Origin of the sequence: Acidovorax sp. 59, assembly GCF_002754175.1 — a bacterium.
GTDB classification, from domain to species: Bacteria; Pseudomonadota; Gammaproteobacteria; order Burkholderiales; family Burkholderiaceae_C; genus Acidovorax; species Acidovorax delafieldii.
In genome coordinates this window covers 3,342,614-3,366,129 of record NZ_PEET01000001.1, presented here as the reverse complement: position 1 = coordinate 3,366,129, position 23,516 = coordinate 3,342,614, and the positions used below count along the sequence as shown (strand labels likewise).

Annotated in this window: 18 protein-coding genes; 16 read left to right on the top strand and 2 right to left on the bottom strand. The window is 65.2% G+C overall.

The window, feature by feature from the left end:
* The first annotated feature begins 63 nt into the window (after positions 1-63).
* From CLU87_RS15255 to CLU87_RS15195, 13 genes are all read left to right on the top strand, one after another.
* On the top strand, positions 64-2,046 hold the full coding sequence (locus CLU87_RS15255; RefSeq protein ID WP_099732201.1) for an NADH-ubiquinone oxidoreductase-F iron-sulfur binding region domain-containing protein: 1,983 nt from the start codon (positions 64-66) through the stop codon (positions 2,044-2,046).
* On the top strand, positions 2,043-4,946 hold the full coding sequence (fdhF, locus tag CLU87_RS15250) for a formate dehydrogenase subunit alpha (protein WP_099731003.1): 2,904 nt from the start codon (positions 2,043-2,045) through the stop codon (positions 4,944-4,946). The genes CLU87_RS15255 and fdhF overlap by 4 nt, the downstream gene beginning before the upstream one ends.
* 83 nt (positions 4,947-5,029) lie before the next feature.
* The gene (locus tag CLU87_RS15245; protein ID WP_099731002.1) at positions 5,030-5,617 is read left to right on the top strand and encodes a DUF3305 domain-containing protein; all 588 of its coding nucleotides are present in this window, start codon (positions 5,030-5,032) and stop codon (positions 5,615-5,617) included.
* A complete protein-coding gene (locus CLU87_RS15240) occupies positions 5,610-6,344 on the top strand; it encodes a DUF3306 domain-containing protein (protein WP_099732200.1) in 735 nt (244 codons plus the stop codon). The genes CLU87_RS15245 and CLU87_RS15240 overlap by 8 nt, the downstream gene beginning before the upstream one ends.
* Positions 6,304-8,373 carry a 4Fe-4S binding protein gene (locus CLU87_RS15235; protein WP_099731001.1) on the top strand — a complete coding sequence of 690 codons (2,070 nt, stop codon included), beginning with the start codon at positions 6,304-6,306 and terminating at the stop codon, positions 8,371-8,373. Before CLU87_RS15240 ends, CLU87_RS15235 begins: the two co-directional genes overlap by 41 nt.
* Entirely contained in the window at positions 8,370-9,002 is a 633-nt protein-coding gene (locus CLU87_RS15230) for a molecular chaperone (protein WP_099731000.1), read from the top strand. Before CLU87_RS15235 ends, CLU87_RS15230 begins: the two co-directional genes overlap by 4 nt.
* A 148-nt stretch (positions 9,003-9,150) precedes the next feature.
* On the top strand, positions 9,151-9,360 hold the full coding sequence (locus tag CLU87_RS15225) for a hypothetical protein (protein ID WP_056058615.1): 210 nt from the start codon (positions 9,151-9,153) through the stop codon (positions 9,358-9,360).
* 14 nt (positions 9,361-9,374) lie between these two features.
* Positions 9,375-12,341 carry a formate dehydrogenase subunit alpha gene (locus tag CLU87_RS15220; RefSeq protein ID WP_099730999.1) on the top strand — a complete coding sequence of 989 codons (2,967 nt, stop codon included), beginning with the start codon at positions 9,375-9,377 and terminating at the stop codon, positions 12,339-12,341.
* Between the two features lie 23 nt (positions 12,342-12,364).
* Positions 12,365-12,982 carry a formate dehydrogenase FDH3 subunit beta gene (gene fdh3B, locus CLU87_RS15215; RefSeq protein ID WP_055402827.1) on the top strand — a complete coding sequence of 206 codons (618 nt, stop codon included), beginning with the start codon at positions 12,365-12,367 and terminating at the stop codon, positions 12,980-12,982.
* A complete protein-coding gene (locus CLU87_RS15210) occupies positions 12,979-13,221 on the top strand; it encodes a hypothetical protein (protein ID WP_099730998.1) in 243 nt (80 codons plus the stop codon). Before fdh3B ends, CLU87_RS15210 begins: the two co-directional genes overlap by 4 nt.
* Before the next feature lie 8 nt (positions 13,222-13,229).
* Positions 13,230-14,429 carry a formate dehydrogenase subunit gamma gene (locus CLU87_RS15205; protein WP_099730997.1) on the top strand — a complete coding sequence of 400 codons (1,200 nt, stop codon included), beginning with the start codon at positions 13,230-13,232 and terminating at the stop codon, positions 14,427-14,429.
* Between the two features lie 17 nt (positions 14,430-14,446).
* Positions 14,447-14,836 carry a hypothetical protein gene (locus CLU87_RS15200; RefSeq protein WP_099730996.1) on the top strand — a complete coding sequence of 130 codons (390 nt, stop codon included), beginning with the start codon at positions 14,447-14,449 and terminating at the stop codon, positions 14,834-14,836.
* Positions 14,837-15,044: 208 nt separating this feature from the next.
* Complete coding sequence (locus tag CLU87_RS15195; RefSeq protein WP_099730995.1) at positions 15,045-15,992, top strand: formate dehydrogenase accessory sulfurtransferase FdhD; 948 nt, start codon at positions 15,045-15,047, stop codon at positions 15,990-15,992.
* Positions 15,993-16,191: 199 nt separating this feature from the next.
* On the opposite strand, the gene CLU87_RS15190 is transcribed toward CLU87_RS15195, so the two are convergent.
* On the bottom strand, positions 16,192-16,542 hold the full coding sequence (locus tag CLU87_RS15190; RefSeq protein WP_056058635.1) for an RNA-binding protein: 351 nt from the start codon (positions 16,540-16,542) through the stop codon (positions 16,192-16,194).
* Between the two features lie 117 nt (positions 16,543-16,659).
* Positions 16,660-16,899 carry a hypothetical protein gene (locus CLU87_RS15185; RefSeq protein WP_192420591.1) on the bottom strand — a complete coding sequence of 80 codons (240 nt, stop codon included), beginning with the start codon at positions 16,897-16,899 and terminating at the stop codon, positions 16,660-16,662.
* A gap of 407 nt (positions 16,900-17,306) precedes the next feature.
* On the opposite strand from CLU87_RS15185, the gene CLU87_RS15180 reads away from it, so the two are divergent.
* The 3 genes from CLU87_RS15180 to CLU87_RS15170 all read left to right on the top strand — a co-directional run bounded on the left by CLU87_RS15180 (position 17,307) and on the right by CLU87_RS15170 (position 23,427).
* Positions 17,307-19,007, top strand: a complete 1,701-nt coding sequence (locus CLU87_RS15180) for a C13 family peptidase (RefSeq protein WP_099730994.1) — start codon at positions 17,307-17,309, stop codon at positions 19,005-19,007.
* A gap of 65 nt (positions 19,008-19,072) precedes the next feature.
* The gene (locus CLU87_RS15175; protein WP_099730993.1) at positions 19,073-21,592 is read left to right on the top strand and encodes an ABC transporter permease; all 2,520 of its coding nucleotides are present in this window, start codon (positions 19,073-19,075) and stop codon (positions 21,590-21,592) included.
* 353 nt (positions 21,593-21,945) lie between these two features.
* Positions 21,946-23,427, top strand: coding sequence for a DEAD/DEAH box helicase (locus CLU87_RS15170; protein ID WP_056058643.1), 1,482 nt, complete (start codon positions 21,946-21,948; stop codon positions 23,425-23,427).
* Positions 23,428-23,516: the final 89 nt, after the last annotated feature.

Here is a 23,516-nt window from a genome sequence, read left to right as displayed (position 1 = left end):
CGGCCCGGGCACCCTATGCAGGTGCCTGCATACAACCAGATCAACGCCCCACGCCCCCGGTCCATGCACCTTGCCCCCGAAGCCCCCACCGTCGCCGCCGTGTCCGTCAACGACATGCGCGAACGCATCCGCCGCAAAAGCCGCCTCAAGGGCCGCCAGCCCGAAGAAGCGGCCATGGCCGAGGTGGCGCAACTGCTGGGCCCGCGCCCGGCCACCGGCTTTCGGCGTGACCTGCTCATCGAATACCTGCACTGCCTGAACGACCACTTTGGCGTGCTGCACGACCGGCACCTGGTGGCACTCGCCAAGCAGATGAACCTGCCGATGGCCGAGGTATACGAGGTGGCGAGCTTCTACCACCACTTCGAGATCGTGCGTGGTGAAGAGGCCCAGGCGCCCCGCCTGGTGGTGCGGGTGTGCGACAGCCTGAGCTGCAGCATGGCGGGCGCCCGCGACCTGCTGGCCGCGCTGCCCGAGCGCCTGCGCCCGGCCGGGCAAGGCGATGTGCAGGTGTTGGCTGTGCCCTGCGTGGGCCGGTGTGAGCAGGCTCCCGTGGCGGTGGTGCACCAGTGCCCGGTGCCCCACGCCACCGTCGGTGGGGTGCTGGAAGCCGTTGATTTAAAGCCCAATCGGGCGGTAGCGCTAAATCCATATGCTCAAGGTGCTATCAATTTTGATATTGCTGAGTGTGTGGAGGCGAGCGTGCCTGCGCAGCCAGATGGAATCAGCCCCGGGCACACCGACCTGGCCACCTACCGCGCCCACGGTGGGTACCAGACCGCCGCTGCGCTGGTCAATGGCGAGATGGACGCCGAGGCCGTGCTGGCCGCCATGGAGGACTCCGGCCTGCGCGGATTGGGGGGCGCAGGCTTTCCGGCCGGGCGCAAGTGGCGCATCGTGCGCGAGCAGGCTGCGCTCGCCGAGCGCCGGGCCGCCCCAAGCGAGGCGACGGCCCCCTCGGGGGGCAGCGGACCACGCGAAGCGGGGGAGCGTGGGGGCACGGCCGTGATGGCCGTCAACATCGACGAGGGCGAGCCCGGCACCTTCAAGGACCGTACCTACCTGGAGCGCGACCCGCACCGATTTCTGGAAGGCGTGCTCATCGCCGCCCAGGTGGTGGGCACCGAGGCCATCTATATCTACCTGCGCGACGAATACCACGGCTGCCGTGCGCTGCTGCAGCGCGCCCTGGACGACCTGCGCGCCGATCCGCCATGCCCGCTGCCCCACATCGATCTGCGGCGCGGCGCGGGTGCCTACATCTGCGGCGAAGAGTCGGCCATGATCGAGAGCATCGAAGGCAAGCGTGGCGAACCCCGCATGCGCCCGCCCTACATCGCGCAGGTGGGGCTGTTCGGCAGGCCCACGTTGGAGCACAACTTCGAGACGCTGTACTGGGTGCGCGACATCGTGGAGCGCGGCCCGCAGTGGTTTGCCAGCTTTGGCCGCCACGGCCGCAAGGGCCTGCGCAGTTTCAGCGTGAGCGGCCGGGTGAAGCACCCTGGCGTCAAGCTCGCGCCTGCGGGCATCACGGTGCAGGAACTCATCGACGAATACTGCGGCGGCATGCGGGACGGCCACCAGCTCTATGCGTACCTGCCCGGCGGCGCCTCGGGCGGCATCCTGCCTGCCAGCCTGAACCAGATTCCTCTGGACTTCGACACGTTGCAGCCGTACGGCTGCTTTATCGGCTCGGCCGCCGTCATCGTGCTCAGCCAGCACGACCGCGCGCGCGACGCGGCGCTGAACGTGATGCGCTTTTTTGAACACGAAAGCTGCGGCCAGTGCACGCCCTGCCGTGTGGGCACGGCCAAGGCGGCCACGCTGATGCAAGCGCCGAAGTGGGATGAAGAACTGCTCGACGATCTGGCACAGGTAATGGCCGACGCCTCTATCTGCGGCCTGGGCCAGGCTGCGCCCAACCCCATCCGCTGCATCCACAAATACTTTGCGCACGAAGTGGGCGAGGAGCCCTGGCCGGGCGATTTGCCCAAGCCGCGTAACAGCCCGCTGACCGAACAACTGCCTACCGGGGTGAAGCCATGAGCGCCGTGTTGACTTCTGCCGCAGCGCAGCCCGGCGTGGCTTTCGAGCTGGACGGACAGCCCGTCACCGCCCATCCTGGCGAAACCATCCTGAAGGCTGCGCAGCGCCACGGCGTGGAGATCCCGCACCTGTGCTACAGCGACGGCCTGCGCCCCGACGGCAACTGCCGCGCCTGTGTGGTGGAGATCGCGGGCGAGCGCACGCTGGCCCCCAGCTGCTGCCGCGCGCCGACCGAGGGCATGAAGGTGAAGGCCGCCAGCCCCCGCGCCCGCAAGAGCCAGCAGATGGTGGTGGAGATGCTGCTGTCCGACATGCCGGACGTGGGCTACCAATGGAACGATGGGGTTGAATATGCTCCTGAATTGATAGCTGTTAGTGCATATCCATCTAGCGCTACAGGCCCATTGGATTCAAAAACTGCCCCAGCGGTAGGCCAGCACGGCGAGCTGAGCCGCTGGGCCAGCCGCCTGGGCGTCACCGTGCGCCCCGCGCTCCAAGCCCTGCGCCGCGAGCAACCCGCGCCCGATCTGAGCCATCCGGCCATGGCCGTGAATCTGGATGCCTGCATCCAGTGCAACCGCTGCGTGCGCGCCTGCCGCGAGGAACAGGTGAACGATGTGATCGGCTACGCGCTGCGCGGTGCCGACAGCAAGATCGTCTTCGACCTGGATGACCCCATGGCCGAGAGCACCTGCGTGGCCTGCGGCGAATGTGTGCAGGCCTGCCCCACGGGCGCGCTCAGCCCCAAGACGCACGTCGGCTCGCAAAAGGTGGACCGCAAGGTCGACTCGGTCTGCCCGTTCTGCGGCGTGGGCTGCCTCATCACCTACAACGTGCGCGATGAAAAGATCATCAGCGTCGAAGGCCGCGACGGCCCGGCCAACCACGGCCGCCTGTGCGTGAAGGGGCGCTTCGGTTTCGACTACGCCCACCACCCCGACCGCCTCACGGTGCCGCTGATCCGCAAACCCGGTGTGCCCAAGGAGGTGCGCCCCTACGGTGCCGACTGGCGCGACACCTTCCGCGAAGCGACCTGGGACGAGGCGCTGGGCCTGGCCGCCGGCACGCTCAGGTCGCTGCGCGACACGCACGGCCCCAAGGCGCTGGCGGGCTTCGGCTCGGCCAAGGGCAGCAATGAAGAGGCCTACCTGTTCCAGAAGCTGGTGCGCACCGGTTTTGGCAGCAACAACGTGGACCACTGCACCCGGCTGTGCCACGCGTCCAGCGTGGCCGCGCTGCTCGAAGGCGTGGGCTCCGGCGCGGTGAGCAACCCGGTGCACGACGTGGAGCATGCCGAGCTGATCTTCGTGATCGGCTCCAACCCCACGGCCAACCACCCGGTGGCGGCCACGTGGATGAAGAACGCGGCGAAGCGTGGCGCCAAAATTGTGCTGGCCGACCCGCGCATCACCGACATTGGCCGCCATGCCTGGCGCACGCTGCAGTTCAAGGCCGACACCGACGTGGCCATGCTCAACGCGCTGATCCACACGGTGATCGACGAAGGCCTGGTGGATGAGGCCTTCATCCGCGACCGCGCCAACAACTTCGAGGCCTTGAAGGCCAACGTGATGGGTTGCAGCCCCGAGGCCATGGCCCCGGTGTGCGGCATCCCGGCCGAGACGCTGCGTGAGGTGGCGCGGGCTTTTGCTAGCACCAAGGCATCGATGATCCTCTGGGGCATGGGCGTGAGCCAGCACGTGCACGGCACCGACAACGCGCGCTGCCTGATTGCGCTGTGCGCCGTCACCGGCCAGATCGGCAAGCCCGGCTCCGGCCTGCACCCGCTGCGCGGCCAGAACAACGTGCAGGGCGCGAGCGACGCGGGGCTCATCCCCATGATGTTCCCCAACTACCAGCGGGTGGACAACGCCGGGGCGCATGCGTGGTTTGAACAGTTCTGGGGCACTCCGCTGGACGAGACCCCCGGCTACACCGTGGTCGAGATCATGCACAAGGCCCTGGCGCCTGACAGCGACCCGCACAAGGTGCGCGGCATGTACATCATGGGCGAGAACCCGGCCATGAGCGACCCCGACCTGAACCACGCGCGCCACGCACTGGCCAGCCTCTCGCACCTGGTGGTGCAGGACATCTTCCTGACCGAGACCGCCTGGCTGGCCGACGTGGTGCTGCCCGCCAGCGCCTGGCCCGAAAAGACCGGCACCGCCAGCAACACCGACCGCATGGTGCAGATGGGCCGCCGCGCGCTCAATCCGCCGGGCGATGCGCAGCCGGACCTGTGGATCATCCAGCAGATCGCCGCGCGCATGGGGCTTGGCTGGAACTACGAAGGCGAAGAGTCCGGCGTGGCCGCTGTCTACGACGAAATGCGCCAGGCCATGCACGCCAGCATTGAGGGCATCACCTGGGGCCGCCTGGAGCGGGACTCCAGCGTGACCTACCCCTGCCTCACGCCCGACGACCCCGGCCAGCCCATCGTGTTCACCGAGAAATTCCCCACCCCCACGGGTCGCCTGCAACTGGTGCCCGCCAGCGTGATCCCGGCCGCCGAAAAGCCCGATGCCGACTACCCCCTGGTGCTCATCACGGGCCGCCAGCTGGAGCACTGGCACACGGGCAGCATGACGCGGCGCAGCACTGTGCTCGACGCCATCGAGCCTATGGCCACCGCATCGCTGCATGGCGACGAACTTGACCGGCTTGGCGTGGCGCCCGGTGCGCTGGTGGGCATCCGCTCGCGGCGCGGCATGGTGCAGGTGCGCGTGCGCCGCGACGACGGCACGCCGCGCGGCACGGTGTTCATGCCATTTGCCTATGTGGAGGCGGCGGCCAATCTGCTCACCAACGCGGCGCTGGACCCGTTCGGCAAGATCCCCGAATTCAAATATTGCGCAGTGGCGGTGGAGGTCATGCAGGCCACTGGCGTGCCGGGTTGACACCGTGCGATCCGTACGCTGGCTGTGGGGCTTTGCGCCGCGCGCTGCGGGCAAGGGGTTACTCCGGGGTACAGTCGCAGCCCATGACAGAGCGCCCCTATACCGACGTTGCCGTGATCATGCGGCGCGAGCACATCGACAACCGCTGGCAGCCTTGGCGGTGGTCGCTGGCCGAGGTGGTGATCCACGAGCCCGCCTTTGGAACCGAACCCCGCCCGCTGATCCAGGACGAGCGCGAGCAGCGCTGGCTTTTCCCGGGCTTTCGCGTGGAGTTGTTCCGCGACGACGCCGAGGGTTATCACCTGAACCTCACTTCGCCCGCGCCCTGCTGGTTTGTGATGTGGCGCCAGGATGAAGACACTGGCGCGGGCGAGGTCCCCATGGCCCGCCCGGTGGCGGTGAGCCTGAGCTACCACGACGCTGGCCGCTGGCTGGACGCACAGGAAACCGTGGAGCAAGTGCCCGCCGATGCCGAGGTGGTGGAGGTACTGCGCGCCTTTGTGGCCGAGCATTACCAGCCCGAGCCCAAGCGCCGCAAGCGCCCCGAGAGCTTTCGCGCGCTGCAGGACCGCTTTGGCAACCCCGCGTCCGTGTCCACCGACAAGCCGCGTGGCGGCGGTGGTGGCGGTGGCCATGCGGGTGGCGCGCGAGGAGGTGGCGACCATGGCTGACGGATTCCTCGGCCGCTGGTCGCGGCGCAAGCAGGATGTGCTGGCGGGCAAGCCCGTGCAGGACCCGCCGCCGCCCGCCCCCCAGGTGGCAACCCCCGCGCCGGTGGCCGCTGTGGCTGCGCCCGTCGCGCCTGCAGCCCCTGCTGTCCCTGCCCCGGAGGTGCCACCGCCGCCCACATTGGCGGATGCTGAGGCGCTCACGCCCGCGTCCGACTTCAAACCGTTTGTGGCCCGTGCCGTGTCGCCTGAGGTGCGCAATCTGGCCATGAAAAAGCTGTTTGCCGACCCGCACTTCAATGTGATGGATGGCCTGGACATCTACATCGGCGACTACACCCAGCCCGACCCGCTGCCTGCAAGCATGCTGCGCAAGATGGCCAGTGCGCATGCACTGGGCTTTTTTGACCACGAGAAAAAGGCCGCGACCCCTGCGCAGGGTTTGCCAGGTGATGCTGCGCCGGACGCGGCCCCTGCGGCCGCAATATCCCCGCCGGGCAGTCAGCCTCGGGATGATGCGGAGGCGCAAAGCCCCGCAGACGTGGCACAGTCCCAGGTATGCAACGCTGTTCCTAGCGTTCCCTCTAGCGAGCCTGAGGTGGCCCCACGCTCTGCCCAGGATGCGGTGGTCACGCCAGCCAGCCATACCCACAATGACCACGACGCTCATCTGCGACTGCAACCAGACGATGCCCCTCAACGCCAAGGCGTTGGGCGAGGCGCTGCATGAAGACCTGACCCTTCACTCCACCCTGTGCCGGCGCGACGCGGGGGCGTTCCAGAAGGCCATCCAGTCCGGCCAGGACGTGGTGGTGGCCTGCACCCAGGAGCAGCGCCTGTTTGGCGACCTGGGCCAGCAGACCGAAGGCGCGGTGTCGCCCATCCGGTTTGTGAACATCCGCGAAACCGGGGGCTGGAGCCGCGATGCCGCCAAGGCCAGCCCCAAGATCGCCGCGCTGCTGGCGGCCGCCCGGCTGCCCGACCCTCCGCCCGTACCCACGGTCACCTACAAAAGCACGGGCCGCTTGCTGATCATCGGACCGCTCGACAAGGCCGAGCAGGCGGCTGCCCTGGTGTCGGATGTGCTGGATGTGACGCTGTTCACCCAAGGCCCTGGCAATGCCGGTGGCGCGCAGGCACGGCGCTATCCGGTGCTGGGTGGCCGCATCACGGGCCTCACCGGCTGGCTGGGTGCGTTTGAGCTGCAATGGGCGGCCGACAACCCCATCGACCTGGACCTGTGCACGCGCTGCAACGCCTGCGTGGCGGCCTGTCCCGAAAACGCCATTGGCCTGGATTACCAGATCGACCTGGCCGCCTGCCAGTCGCACCGCGCCTGCGTGAAGGTGTGCCAGGTGGCGGGCGCCATCGACTTCACCCGCGATGCCACGGCGCAGACCGAGCGTTTCGACCTGGTGCTGGACCTGCGTTCATCCACTGCCACACCCACCTTCTTGCAGCACGCGCTGCCGCAGGGTTACCTGCGCTGGGACGGGCGGGACCTGGGCACGCTGCTCAAGCTGCGCGAGCTGGTGGGCGAGTTCGAGAAACCCAAGTTTTTTGTCTACAAACAAAAGCTCTGCGCTCACAGCCGCAACGAAACCGTGGGCTGCAATGCCTGCGTGGACATCTGCTCGGCCGAGGCCATCAGCAGCGACAAGGGCCGCCAGCAAATCAAGGTGAACCCCAACCTGTGTGTGGGCTGTGGCGCCTGCACCACCGTGTGCCCCACGGGCGCACTGACCTATGCCTACCCCAGTGCGACGGAGCAGGGCACCAAGCTCAAGACGCTGCTGTCCACCTACACCGCCGCCGGCGGCAAGGATGCGGTATTGCTGCTGCACAGCCAGGAGCGCGGCCAGGCGCTGGTGGAAGAACTGGGCCGTGCTGCTCAGCTGAAGCTGGCGCACGGCGTGCCTGCCAACGTGATCCCGGTGGCGCTGTGGCACACGGCGAGCACGGGGGTGGACCTGTGGCTCAGCGCCATGGCCTATGGTGCGTCGCAGGTGGTGGTGTTGAGTACCGATGAAGAAGCGCCGCAGTACCTTGAAGGCCTGCAGGCGCAAATGGACGTGGCGCAGGCCATCCTGCGCGGCCTGGGCTACACCGGCACCCATGTGCAGTTGCTGCGTGCCAACCACCCCACCGCGCTGGATGCTGCACTGCAGACTCTGGGCCAGACGCGCCAGAAGACCCCGGCCGTGGCTGCACGCTTTGCGGTGGCCCAAGAGAAGCGCAGCACGCTGGAGATGGCACTCGACCACCTGATCGAGCAGGCCCCGATGCCCGTAGACGAGCGGCCTGCGGCCATTGCTCTGCCTGCCGTGGGGTCGCCGCTGGGCACGATTGAAGTCAACAAAGATCGCTGCACCCTGTGCCTGAGCTGCGTGAGCGCCTGCCCCGCCAGTGCGCTGCAGGACAACCCGCAGATGCCGCAGCTGCGCTTCATCGAAAAGAACTGCGTGCAGTGTGGCCTGTGCGCCACCACCTGCCCCGAAGACGCCATCACCCTGCAGCCGCGCCTGCTGCTCACGCCCGAGCGTGCACAGCTGCGTGTGCTCAACGAGGCCAAGCCCTGGGCCTGCGTGCGCTGCAGCAAACCCTTTGGCACGGTGAAAGCCATCGAGGCCATGCTGGGCAAACTGTCGGGCCACCCCATGTTCCAGGGCGAGGCGCTGGAGCGACTGAAGATGTGCAGTGACTGCCGCGTGATTGACCTGTATTCAGCACAAAACGAGACGAAAGTGACCGACCTGTGAGCGCTCCATCCACCTTGACCCCCCTGGGCGGCAGCTCTGCGCTCGATGAAGAAACCGCCCGCGCCGAGCTGTATGGCTTGTTGTCGCAGCTGTACTACGCAGCGCCCGGCCCGGAGCTGCTGTCGGCCTTGCGGGTGGCAGTGACGGAGGCGCCTGCCGATGGCGGCTTTTTGCAGGAGCCCTGGCAGCAACTGGTGGCGGCGTCGCGTGCGCTCAGCGATGCTGCCATTGCGCAGGAGTTTGACCGGCTCTTTGGTGGTGTGGGCAAGCCCGAGGTGTTTTTGTATGGCTCGCACTACCTCAGCGGGTTTCTCAACGAGAAGCCGCTGGCGCGTCTGCGTACCGATTTGCAACAGCTGGGCTTGGCGCGGGACGAGACCATGCCCGAGACCGAGGACCATGTGGCCTACCTGCTGGAGGTCATGCGCTACCTGATCGCTGGAGACGATGTAGCTGTCTGCAACCTGACATCGCAGCGTGAATTTTTTTCAACGCATCTGCAGCCCTGGGTTCTTCAGCTCTGCGATGCCTTGGCCGCACCGCCGCAAGCACGGTTTTATGCGGCTGTGGCGCACTTCACGCGGGCCTTTGTGTCGGTGGAGACCCAGGGCTTCGACATGTTGGATTGATCCCTCCAGATGCTCGTAAACCCTCGATATGCCGCTACAAAAGATGAGTGTGTTACTGGGAGTTGTAAAGCCCGATGGCGGGTTTTTACACACTGACATAGACTGTATGAATTCCGTTTCATAGCTGCCAGCCTTTCTGGAGACAAGCATGCAGAACAGCCAGCCAAATTCCTCCCGCCGGAGCTTCTTTTCCGGCGCCGCCACCGTAGGGGCTGCTGCAGCAGCCGTTGTGGCACTCCCCCATGTCGCGCCGTCCGATGCCGTGGTATCCGAGCCCGCGCGCGTCGCACCCGAAAAGGGCGGTGGCTACCACCTGTCTGCCCGCGTGAAGCAGTACTACAAGACCACCCAACTTTGACATCGGGGCACGCCATGTTGCTAACCAAGAAGTCTTCCCATTCTGTGCAGGGCAACGGCTCTGCATCGCCTTTTGTGCACAGCCTGCGCCGTGGCCTGTCGCAGGCCCTGCCCACCATGGACCGTCGCTCGTTCCTGCGCCGCTCTGGCCTGGGAGTGGGCGCGGGCATCGCGGCCTCGCAGCTCACGCTGGTCAAGAAATCCAACGCTGCCGAAGGGGCCAAGGTCGGCATCGGCGACAGCAAGATCGAAGTGCGCCGCACGGTGTGCACCCACTGCTCGGTGGGCTGCGCGGTCGATGCGGTGGTCGAAAACGGCGTGTGGGTGCGCCAGGAGGCGGTGTTCGACTCGCCCATCAACCTGGGTGCCCACTGCGCCAAGGGCGCAGCGCTGCGCGAGCACGGTCATGGCGAGTACCGCCTGCGTTATCCCATGAAGCTGGTCAACGGCAAATACGAGCGTATCAGCTGGGACACGGCCCTGAACGAAATCACGGCCAAGATGCAGGAGCTGCGCAAGGCCAGCGGTCCTGACAGCGTGTACTTTGTGGGTTCGTCCAAGCACAACAACGAGCAGGCCTATCTGCTGCGCAAGTTCGTGAGCTTCTGGGGTACCAACAACTGCGACCACCAGGCGCGTATCTGCCACTCCACCACGGTGGCGGGTGTAGCCAATACATGGGGCTACGGCGCCATGACCAATTCGTACAACGACATGCAAAACAGCAAGGTCGCTCTGTACATCGGCTCCAACGCGGCCGAAGCGCATCCGGTGTCCATGCTGCACATGCTGCACGCCAAGGAAACCGGCTGCAAGATGATCGTGGTGGACCCGCGCTTCACCCGCACGGCCGCCAAGGCGGACGAGTACGTGCGCATCCGCTCCGGTACCGACATTCCCTTCCTGTTTGGTGTGCTGTACCACATCTTCAAGAACGGCTGGGAAGACAAGAAGTACATCAACGACCGTGTCTATGGCATGGACAAGGTGCGCGACGAAGTGCTGGCCAAGTGGACGCCTGACAAGGTGGAAGAGGCTTGTGGCGTCAAGGAAGACCAGGTTTTCAAGGTCGCCAAGATGCTGCACGAGAACAACCCTGGCACCATCGTGTGGTGCATGGGCCAGACGCAGCACACCATCGGCAATGCCATCGTGCGTGCATCGTGCATCTTGCAGCTGGCTTTGGGCAACGTGGGCAAGAGCGGTGGCGGCACCAACATCTTCCGCGGCCACGACAACGTGCAGGGCGCAACCGACGTGGGTCCCAACCCAGACTCGCTGCCTGGCTACTACGGCCTGGCCGAAGGCTCGTGGAAGCACTTTGCCGCTGTGTGGGGAGTGGACTTCGAGTGGATCAAGAAGCAGTATGCGTCGCCCGCGATGATGACCAAGAACGGCATCACCGTGTCGCGCTGGATCGACGGTGTGCTGGAGAACAACGAGCTGATCGACCAGGACTCCAATCTGCGCGGCGTGTTCTTCTGGGGCCATGCGCCCAACTCGCAGACCCGTGGTCTGGAGATGAAGCGCGCCATGGACAAGCTGGACCTGCTGGTGGTGGTGGACCCTTATCCGTCCGCCACCGCCGCGATGGCTGCCATGCCAGGCAAGGCCGAAGATTTGAATCCCAACCGTGCGGTGTATCTGCTGCCCGCCGCCACGCAGTTCGAGACCAGTGGTTCGTGCACGGCATCCAACCGGTCGCTGCAGTGGCGCGAAAAAGTGATCGAGCCGCTGTGGGAGAGCCGCTCCGATCACATGATCATGCACCAGTTCGCCGAAAAGTTGGGCTTTGCCGCCGAGCTCTCCAAGAACTACAAGATGCAGAAGGTCAAGGGCATGGACGAGCCCGTGCCCGAGGACATCCTGCGCGAGATCAACAAGTCGGTCTGGACCATTGGCTACACCGGCCAGAGCCCTGAGCGCCTGAAGGCCCACATGAAGAACATGCACCTGTTCGATGTGAAGACCCTGAAGGCCAAGGGCGGCAAGGACAAGGAGACTGGTTACGACTTTGGCGGTGACTATTTTGGCCTGCCATGGCCCTGCTATGGCACGCCGGAGCTCAAGCACCCAGGCTCGCCCAATCTGTACGACACCTCCAAGCATGTGATGGAAGGCGGCGGCAACTTCCGCGCCAACTTCGGCGTGGAAAAGGATGGCGTCAACCTGCTGGCAGAGGACGGCTCCCATTCGGTGGGCAGCGAGATCACCACGGGCTACCCCGAGTTCGACCACGTGCTGCTCAAGAAGCTGGGCTGGTGGGACGATCTGAGCGATGCCGAAAAGGCCAAGGCCGAGGGCAAGAACTGGAAGACCGACCCCACGGGCGCGATCATCCGGGTGGCCCTCAAGCACGGTTGCCATCCATTCGGCAATGCCAAGGCGCGCGCTGTGGTGTGGAACTTCCCGGACGCCATTCCGCAGCACCGTGAGCCTCTGTATGGCACGCGTCCTGACCTCATGGCCAAGTACCCGACCCACGACGACAAGAAGGCCTTCTGGCGCCTGCCCACGCTGTACAAGAGCGTGCAGGAGAAAAACGTGGCCGACAAGGTGCACGAGAAATTCCCGCTCATCATGAGCTCGGGCCGACTCGTGGAGTACGAAGGCGGCGGCGAGGAAACCCGCTCCAACCCCTGGCTGGCGGAACTGCAGCAGGAGTCGTTCGTCGAGATCAACCCCAAGACAGCGGCCGACCGGGGCATCCGCAACGGCGAGCGTGTATGGCTTAGTTCTCCCACCGGTGCCCGCATCAATGTGCAAGCACTCGTCACCGAGCGCGTGGCACCCGATACCGTGTGGATGCCGTTCCACTTCTCGGGCCGCTGGCAAGGGGCGGACATGCTGGCGTACTACCCCAAGGGTGCGGCACCTGTGGTGCGCGGTGAAGCCGTGAACACGGCCACCACCTATGGCTACGACAGCGTGACCATGATGCAAGAAACCAAGACCACGATCTGCAACGTGGAACGCGCCTGATCGCGCCACGCAAGGAGACACACATGGCACGAATGAAATTCATCTGTGACGCAGAGCGCTGCATCGAATGCAACGGCTGCGTGACCGCCTGCAAGAACGAACACGAAGTACCCTGGGGCGTGAACCGCCGCCGCGTGGTCACCCTCAACGACGGTGTGCCGGGCGAAAAGTCCATCTCGGTGGCCTGCATGCACTGCAGCGACGCACCCTGCATGGCGGTCTGCCCCGTCAACTGCTTCTACCGCACCGAAGAGGGTGTGGTGTTGCACGACAAGGACGTGTGCATTGGCTGCGGCTACTGCAGTTATGCCTGCCCGTTTGGCGCGCCGCAGTTCCCATCGTCCGGCACCTTTGGTGTGCGCGGCAAGATGGACAAGTGCACCTTCTGCGCCGGTGGTCCTGAAACCCATGGCAGCCAGGCCGAGTTTGAAAAATACGGCCGCAATCGCCTGGCCGAAGGCAAGCTGCCCGCCTGCGCAGAAATGTGTTCTACCAAAGCCCTGCTGGCCGGTGACGGCGATGTGGTGGCGGATATCTTCCGCAACCGCGTGGTGCAGCGTGGCAAGGGAGCCGAAGTGTGGGGTTGGGGCACGGCCTACGGCTCACAACAGGCAGGTCAGCCTGCAGGAGGCAAGTCATGATGCAGCGCACCATACACATGACCTTGGCCGCTGCGGTGGCCGCCCTGGCATTGACGGGCTGCGGCGAGAAACCGCAGACCGGTGCGGGCATCCGCAGCGATGCTCCGTCTTACGTCGGCACCGGCAGCAACTTCACGCAGCCTGGCTGGAAAGCCGGCGACAAAACCAGCTGGGAAGCGCAGTTGAAAGCGCGCCAGCAGTACGGCCAGAACGAATACACCCGCACCCAGGCGAAGTGAGGTCCACCATGAAATACATCGTGTGGTCCATGGCCTTGGCGGCCAGCCTGGCCTGTGGGCTGGCTGGCGCCCAGACGCCGCCTGCTGCGCCCGACGCATCTGCGGCAGCTCCTGCAGCCACGGCTGCACCGGCTGCTGTGGGGGGCGTACAAAGCCAGAATATCTTTCAAGTCAAACCCGACGCCAGCGCTGATCCCAAATACTCGGAACAGACCAATGGCGAGCGCATGAAGGTGCAGCCCGGCAACAACGCGCCCATGTGGCGCCAGGTGGGGCAGGGCGTGACAGGCTACAGCAGCTTGCCTGTGACCCAGGCGCCCGAGGCGGGCAACCTGATCCAGCGCTTTGTGCAGTACCCCGGCTCGAGGGTCACCAATGCGGGCGAAGCCTGGCGGCAGGTGCGCAACAACTGGATCATCCCCTACGGCGGTTCGTTGTTGTTGATCGTGGCGGGTGCGATTGCGCTGTTTTACTGGCGCAAGGGCATGATCATGCTGCACGGCGCCGAGACGGGCCGCAAGATCGAGCGCTTCACGCCCTTTGAGCGGTCGGCACACTGGGCCAACGCCATCGCTTTCGTGGCACTGGCCTTGTCCGGTTTGGTGATGGCGTTCGGCAAGTTCTTCCTGCTTCCGGTGATGGGCAGCACGCTGTTTGGCTGGCTGACCTATGCGCTCAAGAACGTGCACAACTTTGCGGGTCCCTTGTTCGCAGTCTCGTTGATCATCGTGTTCTTCACTTTCCTCAAGGACAACCTGCCGACCAAGGAAGACATCACGTGGATCGTGAAGGGCGGTGGTCTGATGTCGGGCCACGAAGTGCCTTCGCACCGCTTCAATGCGGGTGAGAAGGTGGTGTTTTGGGCCGGCGTGCTCGGTCTGGGCTTCATCGTGGTCGCCTCGGGGTTGGTACTCGACAAGCTGATCCCCGGCCTGATCTACGAGCGCGGCACCATGCAGATCGCGCACATGGTGCACGGCGTGGCGACCGTGGTGATGATGGTGATGTTCATGGGCCACATCTACATGGGCACCGTGGGCATGCAGGGCGCCTACAAGGCCATGCGCACAGGCTATGTCGATGAGACCTGGGCCAAGGAGCATCACGAGCTCTGGTACGACGATATCCAGGCTGGCAAGATCCCCAAACAGCGCAGCGCTACCGCCCCAGCCGGGGAAGCCGCTGCAGGTAAGCCCGTTCAGGCATGAGGCTCTCCATGACGACAATGCAATCCTTCACCCGCAAAACCGTGTTGGCGCTGTGCGTCACTGGTGTCTGTACGCTGGCGTCGGCCAAGCTGCCGGCCCCGTCCCCCGAGGCGGCCGCCAAGGCCGCCGAAGCGGCAGCCAAGGCTGCATGGGCCGGCAAGGTGGACAACTACAAGTTGTGCCTGTCGCAAGACAAGGTGGCCGCGCACTACCGCAAGACCACGCCCTCGGCCAAGCCCGCGGCTGCCACTGGTGCTGCATGCACGGACCCTGGTCCCTTCGCCTACACGCCGCCAGCGGCCAAGCCTGCAGAGGCTGCTGGTGCACACTCGCCACCTGGCACAGCCAGCAGCCCTCCCAGCACGCAGGTACCTGCCGCTGCAGCTGCACCGGCCTCCAAGTCCTGACACGCGCCCTGCAGCGCTGGGCTCGAAGCCGCGTTCCCTGGTGGGGCGCGGCTTTTTTTCTGGGAGCGATGTGCCAGGTGCATCGCCGAGCCAGCACTCGCATGGCGATACGGCACCAGCCTGCCCCCTTGGTGCAGTGGACCGGGCCACGCAGCGGTTCATTCCCGTGCGCCAACCGCTGTAGCACCACACTGCGTATATTTGCCCCATGAGTTCCAGTTCTTTGTCCACTCCTTCCGTTTTGTCCTCGCCCTCTCTGCCGCGCCTGACGCAGGCCCACGCCCCGCTGACCCATGCAGTGGAGGTCGTCAACGAACTGGGCGCACGGGAGCAGGTACAGATCCCCGCCGAGCGTCCGCTCACGATTTATGTGGACAAGCGCGAGCTCGTCACGCTGATGACACTGGGCGCACAACCAGAGCTGCTGGTGCTGGGTTATCTGCGCAACCAGCGGCTGGTCGAATCGGTGCTCGACATCGAATCGATCACGGTCGATTGGGAGGTCCACGCCGCCGCTGTGCGCACGCGCCATGGCATTGCACGGATCGAAGAGCGCACGGCCAGCAAGGTTGTCACCACGGGCTGCGGACAGGGCAGCGTGTTTGGCGGGCTCATGGACGAGGTGGACCGCATCCAGTTGCCCGACGCCCGCCTGACCCAGGGCCAGCTGTACGGCATCGTCAACGCGATTCGCCTCAAGGAGACCACCTACAAGTCGTCCGGTTCGGTGCACGGCTGTGCCCTGTTCAAGGGGGAGGACTTGCTGATTTTTGTAGAAGACGTCGGCCGCCACAATGCGATCGACACCATCGCCGGCTGGATGTGGATGAATCCTGAGATGTGCTCATCCAGCGACTGTGCAGGAGACCCCGCAACCTCTCCCATGTCAGGGGCAGACAAGGTGTTCTACACCACCGGCCGCCTCACCAGCGAGATGGTCATCAAGTCGGCGCAGATGGGGGTGCCCATTGTGGTGTCTCGCAGCGGCATGACCCAAATGGGCCACGCCGTGGCTCAGCAGCTGGGCCTGTGCGCCATCGGGCGCGCCACCAACCGCCGGTTTGTGTGCTACAGCGCTACGCACCGCCTATTGCTGCAGCCAGAACTGGCCCAGGCACCGGTGGTACCCCCCGCCCGGGCTGCAGGTGAAGTGTGAGGCGGCAGCGCTCAATGGTTAGCGCCCGCGCAGACGGGGTGGTGCTGGGGCCGTTGCCGCTCAATAGTCTTTGAGTCGGCCACCGCAGCGGCGTCGAGCACCATCGGCCCGCCTTGGCCTGCGGCCCATGCAAGGGCATGGAGCGAGACGAAAAAAAAGCCGGCTACAGCAAGCCGGCTTTTTTCATGAGCCACAGGGCTCAATAGCGGCCGCCGCCGTAGCCGCCCGTGCCATAGCCAACGTCCGAGCGTTTGCTCGCACTGTAGCCATTGGCGCTGTAGCCCCCTGCGCCGCCACCTTCTTCACGGGGGCGGGCCAGATTCACCACAATCGAGCGCCCATCGACGGACATGCCGTGCAGCGCGCTGATGGCGGCTTGGGCCACTTCGGCCGACGCCATTTCGACAAAGCCGAAGCCCTTGGAGCGACCGGTTTCGCGGTCCATCATGACCTTGGCGGAGGACACATTGCCGAACTCGGCAAAGTTGCTTTGCAGGCTGGAATCGGTCACGGAATAGGGCAGGTTGCCCACGTAGATCTTGGTGCTCATGGAAGAGCCTTTCTGAAGGATGGCACGCAACGAAGGGCGCACCGTTGGGGTACAGCACTGTGGGCGGGAGCCCACGGCAACTGGGATGAGGACATGGAGCCTGCGGTCAGCAGAGCTTCAGCACACAGGGGGATGGGACATGCACGCTTGGAGCCAGCCCTGGGTGACGGCAAACAGCCTGGCAGCTTCGCGCGAGGCAAAGGCTTTGTCAAAACGGAACACTCGGCAGTAGCTGCCGTTGCCACTTGAACGATGGACCGAGAAGGAGGCGCGGAAGCGGCCGCAGTCGGTCGGGTGTGTCGCGGGCGAAACGACGTACTGGCCCATGGAAATGGCGTTATTTGAAATCTGGTGCATTCGGGACCGCAGGCCGTCATCGACCTGCGTGAGCATCGAGGGACTCGGTGGGCTGCAGCTCTTCAGACCCACTGGGCGACAAGGTCGCAAAAGGCGGCCTGCCGCGGCGCGTTAGACCGCTGGGAGGCAGGCGTTGCGGTGACTGCTGGCGTCAAGAGCCGTGACTGCAACGAAGTGAAGTATATGCGATTTGTTATTTAATTTTTATTTAATATCATTTTTGGTTTTAAAAAGACGGCGCCCGTGCCTCGATTTCCTCCTGCGAAGGCCGATGGGCGCTGGCGCAATGGGGAGCTCGACCATCGCTCTCCATCGTCTTTTGGCCCGTTCCCGCAGCCTCTTGCGTCCTACCTTCGAAGGATTCCATGGCCTCAGAAGGCGTCACCCCACGATGGCATGATGCGCGCATGAAAGACCTGAACGCCAGCAGCAGCACCTGGGCCGACACGTTGCCCAGCCAGTGGGGACCAGAACTGGCCCACACAGAAATTGAAGTTCCTTTGAGCCGGTCGCCGCAAGACCTGTCCACATCGTCTGCCATCAGGGCCGTTTCCGCCACGGAGCGCCTTTCACTGTGGGGCTGGATGCGCGAAGGACTGCGCGCTGCACTGTTTCTGGCACCGCGTACAGGGGCTGCGGCACCCACGCCCTGGCAGTTGCTGGTGTTGTCGTTGATCAGCGGCGCGTTGCTGTTGGGCGCTGCACGGTTACAGGTCGTGGGCCCGGCCCAGTTCAGCATGCGTGGCTGGCTCACCCCCATGTGGAGCAGCCTGGTGCTGCTGTGGCTGGCTTGGTGGGCCATGGCGCCAGCACAGCGTGCTCCTACCCCTGCGCCCGAGCTGGGTGTGCCCGGCCCCTCGGGCGGGCTGGCCGCTTGGTATGTGCTGTCGGCGTGGGCGCCCTTGGCCCCCTTGCTGGTGCTCTATGTCCTGATGGGATTGGCGGTTCACCAACCTGCACTGTGGAATGGGCCGGTGGCGAGCATCCTTTTCTGGGTGGCATACGGCGTGCTCACGGTATGGGTGCTGGCCACGTTGGTGGTGGTGAGTGCCCGCTTCATCCGATCGCGGGTGCGCACTGCGGTCTTTGGCGTAGCGATGGCTGTGGTGGTCGGGGTGGGCATGTGGCAGTTTCAGGACCAGCCCTGGGAGAAAGACGCCCTGGCGGTGGCCGATGCGTCGGCCGCGTCCGCCGACGGAGCACAGCCTCCAGAGCCTGCGCAACTGGCGCTATCGCAAGGCCTTTTTGAGAACCAGCAGCTGCTGTGGCAACAGCAGGTGGATGCTTTGTTGCCTCAGCGTCCCGGCGTTGTGGATGTCTATGGGTTGGTGTTCGCGCCCTATGCGGATGAAAACGTGTTCCGCCGCGAAAGCACGATGGTCAACACCCTGCTGCAGGAGCGGTTTGACGCCCAGGGCCGGGTTCTGCACCTGCTCAACCATGCTGAAACTGCCGAGACCCACCCCTGGGCGACGCCCGAGAATCTGCAACGCGCCATTGCCGCGCTGGCCGCGCGCATGGATCGCGAGCATGATGTGCTGGTGATTTACATGACCTCGCATGGCGCACGCAACCATGAACTGGCCGCCGCACACTGGCCGCTGCAGGTGCCCCCGGTGACGCCGGAGATGCTGCGCGCAGCGCTGGACGAATCGGATATCCGCAACCGCGTGATCGCAGTGTCTGCCTGTTTTTCGGGAGGCTGGATCGAACCGCTGGCCACCGACAGCACCCTGATCATGACGGCGGCCGACGCCACCCACACCTCGTATGGCTGCGGCAGGCTGTCTGAGCTGACCTTCTTTGGCCGCGCGGTGTTTCATGAACAACTGCGCCAGACCCATTCCTTCACCGAGGCCTTTGCCAAGGCTGTGCCGCTGATTCAGCAGCGTGAGGTCGAGGCCGGCAAGGCCGATGGCTTTTCGAACCCGCAGATCCGCGTGGGCAAACAGATCGCCCCGGTGTTGCAGGCGCTGGAACAGCGGCTGCAGACGGAGGCACCAAATGCCTCCAGCGCAGCCCCGGCGCCGGCAGCTGACGCTCCGAGCCCGGTGCCGGCGACAGCTGCGGCGACCGACCCCGCCACAGCGCCACCCCCGCGGCCCTGATGGGTTGAACACGTTCTAACACCCCACGGCCCGCCAGCCCGTTCGCTTTGCGCTAAGGTCTGCCCATGAACCTGTCTTTCCTGCGCCTTGGCTGGCGCACCCTGGCCCGGGACCTGCGCGCGGGCGAGTTGCGCCTGTTGATTGTGGCGGTCACCCTGGCTGTGGCCGCGCTCACATCTGTGGGTTTTTTTGCCGATCGCCTGCAAGGCGGACTGCAGCGCGATGCCCTGCAACTGCTGGGGGGAGATGCAGTCGTGGCCAGCGACAACCCAACGCCCGCTGCATTCGTGGAGCGCGCCAAGGCGCTGGGGTTGCAATCGGTGACCACGCTGGGCTTTCCGACCATGGGCCGCGCGAGCGATGCGCAGGGCGGCGCCAGCAAGCTGGTGGCACTCAAGAGCGTGCAGCAGGGTTACCCGCTGCGCGGCAGCCTCACGGTGGCAGATGCCCCTGGTGCGCTAGAGCAGCCGACGCGTGACATCCCGGCGCCCGGCGAGGTGTGGGTGGACGCGCCACTGCTCGAATCGCTCAACCTCGCCATGGGCGACAAGCTGTTGCTGGGCGATGCGCGACTGCGCATCGCGCGCATCATCGTCATCGAGCCTGACCGGGGGGCGGGCTTCATGAGCTTTGCACCACGTGTGATGGTGAACGAACGCGACCTGCCCGCCACGGGGCTCGTGCAGCCTGCCAGCCGCCTGACCTACCGCTTTGCCGTGGTCGGCCCGGCGTCGGCCATCAAGGCGTTCAACGATTGGGCGGTGGTCGAGGCCAAGAAGCCCGAAGTGCATGGCGTGCGCGTGGAGTCGCTGGAAAGCGGCCGCCCCGAGATGCGCCAGACGCTGGACCGCGCGCAGAAATTCCTGAGCCTGGTAGCGCTGCTGGCTGCACTGTTGTCTGCCGTGGCCGTGGCGCTGGCGGCGCGCGGGTTTGCGGCGGAGCACCTCGACGCTTCGGCCATGCTGCGTGTGCTGGGGCAAAGCCAGCGCACCATTGCTGGGGCCTATACCACGGAGTTCGCGCTGATCGGCCTGTTTGCCAGCTCCTTGGGTGTGGCGCTGGGCTATGTGGTGCATTACGCGTTTGTGCTGCTGCTGGCGGGATTGGTGGAATCGGCCTTGCCTTCGCCCAGCCTGTGGCCGGTGGTGTTTGGCCTGGGCATGGGGCTCACGCTGCTGTTTGCGTTTGGCTTGCCGCCGGTGCTGCAGCTGGCGCAGGTGCCGCCATTGCGGGTGATACGGCGTGATGTGGGGGGGCTCAAGCCCGCCTCGCTGGCAGTGCTGGGTATCGGCATTGCGGGCTTCGCCGCGCTGTTGCTGGCTGTCAGCAGCGACATCAAGCTGGGTCTGATTGCGGTGGGCGGTTTTGCCGGCGCCGTGGCGCTGTTTGCAGGCCTGTCATGGGTCGCGGTCAAGCTTCTGCGCAAGAGCGTGAACGAAAGCACGGCACCGCGCTGGCTTGTACTGGCCACGCGGCAGATTTCTGCGCGCCCGGCCTATGCCGTGGTGCAGGTCAGCAGTCTGGCGGTGGGTCTGCTGGCCCTGGTGCTGCTGGTGCTGCTGCGCACCGACCTCATCAGCAGCTGGCGCAAGGCGACCCCGCCCGATGCCCCCAACCGTTTTGTCATCAACGTGATGCCTGACCAGTCGGAGGCCTTTCAGCAGACGCTCAAGGACAGCGGAGTGGGTCGCTACGACTGGTACCCCATGATCCGGGGCCGGCTGGTGGCCGTGAACGGCAAGCCAGTGGGCCCCGACAACTATACCGACGACCGCGCCAAGCGCCTGGTGGACCGAGAATTCAACCTGTCCAACGCTGTGGAGGCACCGCCCCACAACCAGGTGGTGGCCGGGCGCTGGACGCCCGGCGAGGAGGGCGCCATCAGCGTGGAAGAAGGTATTGCCCAGACGCTGGGCCTGCAGCTGGGTGACCGTTTGCAGTTCGATATGGGCGGCGTGCAGGACGAGGCCCGCATCACCAGCCTGCGCAAGGTGGACTGGGGCTCCATGCGCGCCAACTTCTTTGTGATGTACCCGGTGGCCGAGGTCAAGGATGTCCCGGTCACCTACCTGGCCGCCTACCGCGCTCCAGAAACCCACGGTTTCGACAACGCGCTGGTGCGCCAGTTTCCCAACATCACCAACGTGGACATGGGCGCCACCATTGCCCAGGTGCAGCGGGTGCTGGAGCAGGTGATCCGGGCGGTGGAGTTCTTGTTTGCCTTCACGCTCGCAGCTGGGCTGGTGGTGCTGTTTGCCGCCGTCACGGCCACGCGCGAGGAGCGCGCACGCGAGTACGCCATCATGCGTGCCGTGGGGGCCCGTGCCAGCCTGCTGCGTCAGGTGCAACGGGCCGAGCTGGTGGGTGTGGGTCTGCTGGCGGGCTTTCTGGCCAGCGCGGTGGCAGTGGGCGTGGGCTGGGCATTGGCGCGTTATGTGTTTGACTTCACCTGGACCGCCGCCCCCTGGGTGCCGCTGGCCGGTGCGCTCGCGGGCGCGGTGCTGGCGCTGGCCGCAGGCTGGTGGGGTCTGCGCGAGGTGCTGCTGCGCCCGGTGGTGGACACGCTCAGGCGGTCTGCCGAGTAACTGGACAGCAGCAGGCGCACTGCACTGCGTCCGGAAAGGGTGAGAGTCCGCACGAGCGCCCCCTGCCTTTGGCCGGTGCCGAGCGCTTTCCGAAGGGGGGTTGTCGTGGCAGCTGCGGGACATTGCTCGCCCCGCGATGCAACGACCGCACGCGGCGCAAGGTGTTGCGGCCATTGGCCTCGCCGGCCCAGAGTTTGAATAAAAACAGACGATAGCGAAGAATTCATATGCGCTGATAGCTCTCAAATAGATAGCGAATACTCGCCAATGCGCTGGCTGCGCCTACTGCATTTTTGCTGCTCCGGGCCCGAAAAATCGCTTTTTGGGCCACCGGTGCGACAATAGAGGGCTAAATGACAAGTTCCTTTTCCAATCTATCGCTGGCTGAGCCGCTGGCGCGCGCCGTAGCCGAAATGGGCTACGAGTCCATGACGCCCATCCAGGCGCAGGCCATCCCGGTGGTGCTCACCGGCCAGGACGTGATGGGCGCGGCCCAGACCGGCACCGGCAAAACCGCCGCGTTCTCGCTGCCTTTGCTGCAGCGCCTGCTCAAGCACGAGAGCAGTTCCACATCCCCCGCTCGCCACCCTGTGCGCGCTCTGGTGCTGTTGCCCACCCGTGAGCTGGCCGACCAGGTGGCCCAGCAGATTGCGCTGTACGCCAAGTACACCAAACTGCGCAGCACCGTGGTGTTTGGCGGCATGGACATGAAGCCCCAGACCATCGAGCTGAAAAAAGGCGTGGAAGTGCTGGTGGCTACGCCGGGCCGCCTGCTCGACCATATCGAGGCCAAGAATGCGGTGCTCAACCAGGTGGAGTACGTGGTGCTCGACGAGGCCGACCGCATGCTGGACATCGGTTTTCTGCCCGACCTGCAGCGCATCCTGAGCTACCTGCCCAAGCAGCGCACCACGCTTCTGTTCAGCGCCACCTTCTCGCCCGAGATCAAGCGCCTGGCCAGCAGCTATCTGCAAAACCCCATCACCATTGAGGTGGCCCGCCCGAACGAAACGGCCTCCACGGTGGAGCAGCGCTTTTACAGCGCCAATGATGACGACAAGCGCCGAGCCATCCACCAGGTGCTCAAAACGCGCGGCATCAAGCAGGCTTTCATCTTCGTGAACAGCAAGCTCGGATGCGCCCGTTTGGCGCGTAGCCTGGAGCGTGAGGGCCTCAAGACCGCAGCCTTGCACGGCGACAAGAGCCAGGACGAGCGACTGAAGGCGCTGGAAGCCTTCAAGAGCGGCGAGGTTGATCTGCTGGTGTGTACCGATGTGGCTGCGCGCGGCCTGGACATCAAGGACGTGCCAGCGGTGTTCAACTTCGACGTGCCTTTCAATGCGGAAGACTATGTGCACCGCATTGGCCGCACAGGCCGTGCGGGCGCGTCCGGCCTGGCCGTCACGCTGGTGTCGGGCAGCGATGCCCGCCTGGTGGCCGACATTGAGAAGCTGATCAAGAAAAAGATCGATCTCGAAGCCATCGAATACGAAGAAGACCGCCCCCGCGGTCGCATCAATGACGGCCGCCGGGCATGGCGCGAAGCGGGCGAGACCGGTGATCCGCGCGATGTCATTCCGGCTGCCGTGCGTGAGCGCAACGAGCGCCGCGAACCCCGCGAGCCGCGTGAACACCACCGGGGTTTCCGCCCTGCCGTGGCCTCGCGCGATCCCTTCTTCGAAAAGCCTTACGAACCCAGCAGTGCGGATACCGCCCCCGCCTGGGAGGCTGCCGCCAAATCGCCTGCGCGCAGCAGCATTTCGGCCAACATCAAGCCCAAGCGCAAGGTGGCAGCCTTGTTCAAAGCGGTTCAACCTGAGACCTCCACGCAGTAACAGCTGGCGCTCGTTGCGCTCGTTGCGCTGGTTGCCGTGGTGTCCGTCCCGGGCGCGTTGACTGCCCGGGTTAATCTCCAGTTTCCCAG